Source organism: Planktotalea frisia, assembly GCF_001890925.1.
GTDB classification, from domain to species: domain Bacteria; phylum Pseudomonadota; class Alphaproteobacteria; order Rhodobacterales; family Rhodobacteraceae; genus Planktotalea; species Planktotalea frisia.
Window position 1 is genome coordinate 1 of record NZ_MLCB01000023.1, and the last position, 8,653, is coordinate 8,653.

The window sequence follows — 8,653 nt, forward strand, 5'->3', positions numbered from 1 at the left end:
GCACAACACCCGCTACAAGCGCCATTGCCGCGCCAGCGGCTTCGTCCATGTCCGCGAAGCGGCCATCGGGGTGAGCAGGTTTGACCCCACACTTCTTCATCAAACAAACAAAACGGCGGCCCCGAAGGAGCCGCCGTTTCCGAAATAATCTGACAAGCAGAATTACTTAACTTCGACTTCCGCGCCAGCTGCTTCCAGCTTGCCCTTAACGTCTTCAGCTTCTTCTTTAGAGACGCCTTCTTTGACAGCTTTGCCGCCAGCTTCAACGAGCTCTTTTGCTTCTTTCAGGCCAAGACCTGTGATCGCACGTACTTCCTTGATCACGTTGATCTTGGATGCACCAGCTGCTTTCAGAATTACGTCGAATTCTGTCTGCTCTTCTGCCGCAGCACCGCCACCGTCAGCAGGGCCAGCCATCATGACTGCGCCGCCAGCTGCTGGCTCAATGCCATACTCGTCCTTGAGGATAGTTTTCAGTTCTTGTGCTTCGAGAAGTGTAAGACCAACGATCTCTTCAGCAAGTTTCTTCAGATCAGCCATTTTGACTCTTTCCGTTTATATAAGATGTGTTCCAACGTGCGCTCTTTCGACCAACACGCCAGCCAATCAGTTGTTTAGGCCGCGGCCTTGTCCTCGATAGTGGACAAGATACCCGCGATGTTGCTTGCAGGTGCGCCAAGTGCACCGGCGATGTTGGAAGCTGGTGCCCCAATGCAACCAACGATCGAAGCAATAAGCTCGTCGCGGGAAGGCATTTTAGACACGGCTGTAACACCGGCACGGTCCAGAGCGTTCTCACCCATTGCGCCGCCAAGAATTTCGAAATTCTTGTTCTCTTTGGCGAAATCTTCGGCCACTTTCGCTGCTGCGACAGGGTCCTCAGAATAGGTCAGTACGGTCATACCCGTGAGATAGTCAGCAATGCTCTCGCATGGCTTTCCCTCAAGGGCGATCTTGGCGAGCCTGTTTTTGGCAACACGCACGGCTCCACCTGCTTCGCTTGCGCGAGCACGTAGATCCTGCATCTCAACAACTGTCAGACCGGCGTAGTGGGCTACCACAACGACGCCAGAGCTTTCAAAGATTTGGCCGAGTTCGTCGACCAACTGTTCTTTTTGTGCTCTATCCACAGTTTTACTCCAAATGTGGAAGGTTCCCCTTCCGGCTCAGTTAAGCCAGCAACGTCTGAAAGACGTGCAGGCGTTCGGGTCCAATAGAGGGTCCCGAGTTGATCGCCCGAGGTACTTAAATCCTCGAAAGTCTCGTCTCGTTCCCCATCTCAGAAAGGAATTATGAGAAGTTGCCTTCTCACCCTTCGTCTCGGACAGGACAGGGCCAAATTAAGCGGCCCCGTCATCAAGTGGGTTCGCCCGAAGGCAAACATCACAAGAATTCTTGTTTACTCTTCGTTTGCAGACGCAACGTCGAGGCTGACACCAGGGCCCATGGTAGAAGAAATGCTGATCTTCTTCATGTAAGCACCCTTTGCACCGGATGGGCGCGCTTTTGCGACGGCACCGATGAAGGCTTTAACGTTCTCAACCAGCTTGGCTTGATCGAAAGATGCTTTGCCAACGCCCGCGTGTACAACGCCAGCTTTCTCTGCTTTGAACTGAACTTCGCCGCCTTTAGCCGCTTTTACAGCTGCTTCAACGTCCATTGTCACTGTGCCGACCTTTGGGTTTGGCATCAGGTTACGTGGACCAAGCACCTTACCAAGACGACCCACAACAGGCATCATGTCAGGTGTTGCGATGCAGCGATCAAATTCGATCTTACCGCCTTGAACTATTTCCATCAGGTCTTCTGCACCAACGATGTCTGCGCCAGCTGCTTGAGCTTCTTCAGCTTTCGCGCCGCGTGCAAAGACAGCAACGCGTACTGTTTTGCCTGTGCCGTTTGGAAGACCGATCACACCACGAACCATCTGGTCCGCGTGGCGTGGATCAACGCCCAATACCATTGCAATCTCGACAGACTCGTCGAACTTCGCGTTGGCGTTTGCTTTGACCAGAGCAACAGCGTCTTCAACTGTCAGATTGCTCTTGCCTTCGAATGCCGCACGAGCTGCGGTGAAACGCTTACCAAATTTAGCCATTACTTCACCTCGATGCCCATAGAACGGGCAGAGCCCAGAATGATCTGCATAGCCGCTTCCATGTCGTTCGCGTTCAGATCTTTCATTTTCGCTTCTGCGATCTCTTTAACCTGAGCCACTGTGACAGAACCAACTGTCTCACGACCAGGGAGCTTCGCACCAGAGGAAAGCTTGGCAGCTTTCTTCAGGAAGTAAGACGCTGGTGGCGTCTTGATGTCCATGGAAAAGGACTTGTCCTGATAGTATGTGATCACGGTCGGGCATGGTGCGCCTGGCTCGAGATCCGCTGTTTTAGCGTTGAACGCCTTACAGAATTCCATGATGTTAATGCCGCGTTGACCCAATGCAGGGCCGACGGGTGGGGATGGGTTCGCTTTACCTGCAGGAACCTGCAGCTTCATCGTACCAGCGAGTTTCTTAGCCATTTGGCTTTCTCCTAATTCAACTCCACGAACACGCGTGTCCGAAGATACTGTCGCCGTGGTCTGGTTTGGTCATCGCGATGACCGTGCCTCCCACGGAAAAACGGACAGAACTAAAGCCCTGCCCATGAGCCTCCGGCGCATAGTCCGAATCTGAGAGGAGTGCAAATGATTATTTTCGGTTCAATCCGCATTACAACGCATGCCGATAATTTGAGCGATAAACGCAAAGAGCCCCAGTTCAATCTGATGAGATAGAACTGGGGCTTCTCGTTTCTTTAAAGAAACGCGTCAGTCAGAGATCATTCAAGTATGATGTCAAAATCCAACCGGCTTCCGCTGAGCTCATTCGTGCTCATGGAACGCGAAGGCGCGGCCATAATAACTTGTCCAGATTCGATGCCTTGCCCGACCAGCATTGCCATCATCGCTTTCGCACGCAAGCGGCCCGTCGCCGGGTTTTCACCGATGCGAGCATCATCGGAATGTTGACCGATCACACGCAAACGGGCATCCGGGCAATCCATTGCCATGTTTGCCAGCAATAGCGCCTTCGACATGTCCTCTTGCTTGGCGGCAACAGAACGAGGCGCGTAGAAAATTTGAATATCAGACACTGCGCCGCGAAGCTCTTGTACACAGCTTGATGAGGCCCAAGCGCTTGGTATGGCGACATTGCGCACAGCTGTTGCGTTGGTTTCAAGAACAACGAATTAAACTCGGCGATCATAATACGCATCGCCTTGAGGCCCAGTCACGCCAGAGGGCTGCTTGCTGCCCAAACCTTCGGCCACAAAAGCCGACGTATCAAGACCGGTTGCGCCAAGACGTTGGATCACCTGCTCTGCGCGTTGTTTGCTAAGGCGCAAGTTCACAGCTGGATCACCCGACGGATCAGAATGGCCCTCAACGAGTATCTGCACACCATTACAATCTTGCGCCAAAGCCGCGATCAAACGCGCCTGCGCTATGCCGCTTTCGTCCAGTGTTAGACCTCCTGCAGGAAAGTAGACCCGAGCTCGCTCTGACAAAGCGCGCAAGTCAGAAACGCAGCTTTCCTGAGCAATTAGATTAGCCTGCGCATTGGCAAAAAACGATGTGGCCTCTTTAGTGTCTTGCAACGATGCGACTTCCACAGCAGGTTTTACCTTTTCAACGACAGACTGTACGACCGGAGCGAAAGCTGCGGATTGAATCGGTTCAAGTTCTGGCTGAAGAGCTTGCAAAGATGAATCTGTAACAACGCTCAAACGCGTCACAACCTCAGCTGCTGCTGCATTGCTTTGAACGCGTGGTTGGTTTTCTTCGGCTACAGCGGTTGCTTGCGTATTGATATCATGATATCATACGCGACTTGTGCGGGCGCTTGAGCAACTCGCTCGGAACTCGAAGAACGATCAAAAAAACCTGTGGATGCCGCGAAAACAATCGCTGCCGTTGGTGCGACCCAAGGCAAATGGCTCCTTAACAAAGAAATGAACATAGTATCCCCCAAAATGTATCCGCGGCTTTGCAGCTTGCCGCTGTATGTTGTGCTCGTGGATATAATTACACCGTGCAACCAACGCGGGCGTCAATATCTTTTTGGGCGAAAAATACGCTTTTTAGGCGATTTGACACACTTCTTCGCGCAAGTGAGTCTTTTATGTTCCACAATGGGTGGCTGCGTGCTGTGTTTGCGCGGTAAACGACAAAAGCGCGCCGATTAACAGGCGCGCTTTCTGGTGGTGCTGAAAAGGGGTGACTTAGCTTTGCTTCGTGACCTGAGTGAATTCCAACTCAACGGGTGTTTCACGACCAAAGATCGAAACAGTCACCTTGAGGCGCTGGTTGTCTTCGTCGACTTCTTCCACCATGCCATCGAAGTCTTCAAACGGACCATCGTTAACCTTAACGCGCTCACCTGTTTCAAAGTGAATGATGTTACGCGGTGCCTCTTCGCCCTCGGCCACACGGCCAAGGATCGCTTCGACTTCAGCGTCACGCATCGGCATTGGACGGCCTTGTGGGCCCAGAAAACCAGTGACGCGGTTGATCGAGTTGATCAGGTGATAACCCTGGTCAGACATCTCCATCCGTACAAGCACGTAGCCTGGCATAAAGCGGCGCTCGGAGGTCACTTTCTTGCCACGACGGACTTCAATGACTTCTTCAGTCGGAACAAGCACCTCTTCGATGTCGTCCTCAAGGCCGTTCTCGATGGTTGAGGTTCTGATTTGCTCGGCGATCTTTTTCTCAAAGTTCGAAAGAACGCTTACCGAATACCACCGCTTCGCCATCTGACACTTATCCTTGTCTGAACCCTAGTGGGTCACATTAACCTTTTCGCAACACGCGGCATAACGCAGCGTACCGACCTTCCAGACAAAATGCGTGTGCCGTTCGAATCTTAAGGGCAGTCATTTTGGGGAGGTAACAGCGCAATACCCAAGCTAGACGGGCAATTCAAGGGCTGGTGTTGATTTTCGCTTAAGAGCCGAAGAATCCAAGAACGCTGGTCAATCCAAATCGAATGATGATGTCGATGACCGCGAAGAAAACCGCCGTCAAAGCCGCCATGATAAACACCATGATCGTCGTCAACATGACTTCGCGGCGCGTTGGCCAAACAACTTTAGCAACTTCGGAGCGAACTTGCTGAACATACTGGAGCGGGTTGGTCATGGCCATTTTAGAACTTCCGTCGATCAAGGTTGGGGGTGACATACGTGTAGAGTGCGGCAGTTTCAAGACAACTTAAAGCCTAACAATGCGCTTACACGCCAATGTGCGTTCGCGCGGCCACGAAGCTTGTCTGAAGATGTAGGGACAAGTGGCTTTGGCAGGGGCTGAGGGACTCGAACCCACGACCCTCGGTTTTGGAGACCGATGCTCTACCAACTGAGCTAAACCCCTAAAGCCAATGTCCGTTTACGGCGGGGATGTCGCCTTTGCAAGGGGCAATCTTCACGATCCTGCAAGCGGACGCACAGCCCTTTCCAATGCCTCAATATCTCCACCAGATATCGCTGCTTCATGCGTCAAAATCTTCTCTATCGGCCAGTCCCACCACGCTATCGCTTTGAGGCGTTGACGATCGCGTGGCACGAAACGGGTCCGCACTTCGCGTGCAGGGTTGCCTGCAATAATGGTGTAGTCAGCATGCTGACCAGTCACCACAGCCCGTGCCCCCACAATAACGCCATCGCCAAGCACACAGCCCGGCATCAATGTCGCACCCGTCCCGATCCAACAATCGTTACCGATGACGGTATCGGGACCTGTATCGGGCATGGACGGGCGACCCTCGCGCCCACCGCCCCCGAAAATCGCAAAAGGAAAGCTCGAGATGCCGTCGAAGCGATGGTTGGCAGAGGACGTGGTGAATTGCACACCACTGGCGATCTGGCAAAACTTGCCAATGATCAGACGTTCCGGCGAGAAATCATAGAGATAGGGCGCGAGAAGTGCAGCCCAATCCTTAGGGGGTTCATGCGCGGACGCGTAGGTGTATTCACCCACTTTCATGCGTGGATGATCAATCGCCGCGGCAAGAAAAACGCTACCCAAATGCGCGCTCCCATCCGCGAGGCGCACAGGATGCATCGAACGAGGTGAGGGATAGTTTGTCATAGCGAGATGTTAGCAATGATAGACGGATTTGTATCGCATCAACTGCTTTGATTAAGCCGCTGGGCGAACAACCGCGAAATTCGGGCTTTGCACGATCCCTCTATCAAATAAACGCGATATTTCACGATCATCCATGCCAACAACATCGCCTAGGATCTCTTCGGTATGCATGCCCAACTGCGGCGCTGGACGTGCGGCCTCTCGCGGGTGCTTGGAGAAACTCACAGGTGAGCTTGGTACAGGGAAACGACCCAACCCTGTTTGGTGCAAATCCGTGAACATCGGGTTGTCGGCACTCAAATCTTGATCCTCTGCCAAAGCGGCTTTGAGCGAGCGGAATTGCGACCACGTCAAACCAGCCGCCTTAAAGGCTTCTGCAAACGCGGCGACTGGGCGAGCCGCGAACCAAGGCTTCAAGATCTCTGTGATCTCATGGCGCAATTCCCAACGCGCGCCTTCCTGCATCAGATCCCGTTTCATGCGTTTCGCAAGTGCGTCCATTTGCGCGCCCGTGTCGGTGATCTTAACGAGTCCGCGCCATTGGCGGTCGGTCAAGCCGATTACCATAACCCGCTCACCGTCTTTGCACACAAAGTCCTGCCCATAAGCGCCATAAAGCGCGTTACCTGCCTTTGTTCGCGGCGCATCGTTCAACGCAGCATCACCGATCATGCCGAGATGACCCAATGCAGCGGCCGCAACATCCTTTAAAGACAGCTCAACGTCCTGCCCCACGCCATTACGCAAGCGATGGCGCTCTGCGGCAAGAAGGCTGGATACGCACAAGTTCCCCGCAAGTAAGTCCCAAGCAGGAACCGCATGTGCGACAGGATCCGTGGACCCTTCTGCACCTGTAATCTCTGGCACGCCAAGCGCAGGGTTTACCGAATAATCCACCGCAGGGTTACCACGTCGGTCCCCCGTTAAAGTGACCATGATCAGGTCCTTGCGAAACTGCGTTAGAGTTTCATAGTCCATCCATCCACGAACGCGCAGATTGGTAAGGAAGAGCCCTGCATCCTCGCCCGGCGCGGTGATAATCCGGGTGATCAGCTCGCGACCTTCCTCGCTTTTCATATCCACTGCGATAGAGCGTTTTCCTTTGTTCAGACCCGCCCAAAACAAGCTTTGCCCAGATGGCGCAAGCGGCCAGCGCTTGGCATCTAGACCGCCCCCCAGACGATCAAAGCGGATCACATCAGCACCCATTTGCGCTAAGGTCATGCCCGCAAGCGGCACAGCGACGAAAGCCGAGCCCTCAACCACACGCATTCCAGATAAAATTCCCATTAATCTTCCTCCCATTCTGCTGTGGCTTGCATGCCCTGATGTTGATCTCCAAGTGCGGTGCAAAGCGTCAATTTGCGCGTGCCTGTGTCCTCAGAAACGTTTTGCGTTCCAACCAAGCGCAGGTCATTTTGATGAAACATCGGATGCACGCCACGAAATTTGAAAAGCATCGGTGCTTTGCCAGCCCACTTGCTTGCCGCGTCCATCAAAAGCTGCGCTTGCAAAGGACCATGCACCACAAGACCTGGATACTTCTCTACGGCTTGAGCGTAGGGCAAATCGTAATGGATACGGTGTGCGTTGAACGTGATCGCAGAATAGCGAAACAGCAAAGGTTCACTCGTTGGAACGGTTTGGTCGATCACAATCACCGCATCGTCTGTTGCGCGCGGCACGGGTTTCGCAGGGGGCGGATTGAAGCGTTCAGGGATGTCCAGGTAAACGATATCTTGCTGCTCTCGCACACAAAGCCCTCGGTCGGTGAAAATGTCGTGCTGCACTGTCACAAAAACCATTTGACCAGACGCGCCAGATTTCTCGACCACGTTCGTGATGCTGGATCGCCGCTCCAACGGTTCGCCCACTTTCAAAGGCTGAAAAAACTCCAAGATTCCCCCTGCCCACATACGCCGCTCTAGCGGAACTGGCGGTAGGAAACCGCCAAGCTTTGGATGACCGTCAGCACCCAAACCATCCACCGAAGCAGTTGGCGGAAACGCGTACCAGTGCCAAAGATGGGGCATGGTATCTCCCCCAAGTTGCTCTTCGCCCTCCCCGACAAGGGTCGCGCGAATTGTGAGAGCAGCGTGATGTGTAACACAGCCATGTGCGCGCTCTCTTTGACCAATCCAATCGGATAGATCGGGGTGCGGGTGAGTTTCGGAGTGTGGTTTTTCAACGTCCAGCATCCGACAGTTTATGTTTGCGAAATAATTAAAAATCAAATGATTTTAAATACTTAAAGGAATACCATGGCATACCCAATCTGGATACTTTCGTATGCTAAGTTGAATTTTTTAAACGAGTGCAGCGCCTTGCGAGTATGCTGCAAAGCGGCATTGCGTTTGTCCTGCCGTGGAATAAATTTTATTTCAAAGCGAGAGAACGCGCCAAAATAGCCCTCCGCGTGGCTTTGCGTGCTGCAGCACGCAAGGTGACTCGAGCACGGGGAGAATGCAAAAAACGGCACCCAGATTTTTCTGGATGCCGTTCTTAATGTCAAATGTAGGGT

12 protein-coding genes and 1 tRNA gene are annotated in these 8,653 nt (G+C 53.1%); all 13 read right to left on the reverse strand.

Annotated features, from left to right (window positions below; translation table 11 throughout):
- Nucleotides 1–162: 162 nt before the first annotated feature.
- A complete protein-coding gene (rplL, locus tag PFRI_RS01610) occupies nt 163–540 on the reverse strand; it encodes a 50S ribosomal protein L7/L12 (protein ID WP_072629020.1) in 378 nt (125 codons plus the stop codon).
- A gap of 74 nt (nt 541–614) precedes the next feature.
- Nucleotides 615–1,130, reverse strand: a complete 516-nt coding sequence (gene rplJ / locus PFRI_RS01615; RefSeq protein WP_072629021.1) for a 50S ribosomal protein L10 — start codon at nt 1,128–1,130, stop codon at nt 615–617.
- 269 nt (nt 1,131–1,399) lie between these two features.
- The gene (rplA, locus tag PFRI_RS01620; RefSeq protein WP_072629022.1) at nt 1,400–2,098 is read right to left on the reverse strand and encodes a 50S ribosomal protein L1; all 699 of its coding nucleotides are present in this window, start codon (nt 2,096–2,098) and stop codon (nt 1,400–1,402) included.
- A complete protein-coding gene (rplK, locus tag PFRI_RS01625; RefSeq protein WP_072629023.1) occupies nt 2,098–2,523 on the reverse strand; it encodes a 50S ribosomal protein L11 in 426 nt (141 codons plus the stop codon). Before rplK ends, rplA begins: the two co-directional genes overlap by 1 nt.
- Before the next feature lie 299 nt (nt 2,524–2,822).
- Entirely contained in the window at nt 2,823–3,137 is a 315-nt protein-coding gene (locus tag PFRI_RS01630; RefSeq protein ID WP_139292067.1) for a hypothetical protein, read from the reverse strand.
- Nucleotides 3,138–3,233: 96 nt separating this feature from the next.
- Nucleotides 3,234–3,779 (reverse strand): OmpA family protein, encoded by a 546-nt coding sequence (locus PFRI_RS01635; RefSeq protein ID WP_072629025.1) that lies wholly within the window; start codon nt 3,777–3,779, stop codon nt 3,234–3,236.
- Nucleotides 3,780–4,265: 486 nt separating this feature from the next.
- The gene (gene nusG / locus PFRI_RS01645) at nt 4,266–4,799 is read right to left on the reverse strand and encodes a transcription termination/antitermination protein NusG (RefSeq protein ID WP_072629027.1); all 534 of its coding nucleotides are present in this window, start codon (nt 4,797–4,799) and stop codon (nt 4,266–4,268) included.
- Between the two features lie 190 nt (nt 4,800–4,989).
- On the reverse strand, nt 4,990–5,190 hold the full coding sequence (gene secE, locus PFRI_RS01650) for a preprotein translocase subunit SecE (RefSeq protein ID WP_072629028.1): 201 nt from the start codon (nt 5,188–5,190) through the stop codon (nt 4,990–4,992).
- A 149-nt stretch (nt 5,191–5,339) separates the two neighbouring features.
- Nucleotides 5,340–5,415 (reverse strand) — tRNA-Trp (locus PFRI_RS01655).
- Between the two features lie 51 nt (nt 5,416–5,466).
- Nucleotides 5,467–6,132, reverse strand: a complete 666-nt coding sequence (locus PFRI_RS01660) for a CatB-related O-acetyltransferase (protein WP_072629029.1) — start codon at nt 6,130–6,132, stop codon at nt 5,467–5,469.
- A 51-nt stretch (nt 6,133–6,183) separates the two neighbouring features.
- The gene (locus PFRI_RS01665) at nt 6,184–7,422 is read right to left on the reverse strand and encodes a CoA transferase (RefSeq protein WP_072629030.1); all 1,239 of its coding nucleotides are present in this window, start codon (nt 7,420–7,422) and stop codon (nt 6,184–6,186) included.
- A complete protein-coding gene (locus PFRI_RS01670) occupies nt 7,422–8,165 on the reverse strand; it encodes an HTD2 family dehydratase (protein ID WP_245812208.1) in 744 nt (247 codons plus the stop codon). The genes PFRI_RS01665 and PFRI_RS01670 overlap by 1 nt, the downstream gene beginning before the upstream one ends.
- A gap of 215 nt (nt 8,166–8,380) precedes the next feature.
- On the reverse strand, nt 8,381–8,653 hold a 273-nt coding region (locus PFRI_RS21455), incomplete at its 5' end, for a hypothetical protein (RefSeq protein WP_217653400.1).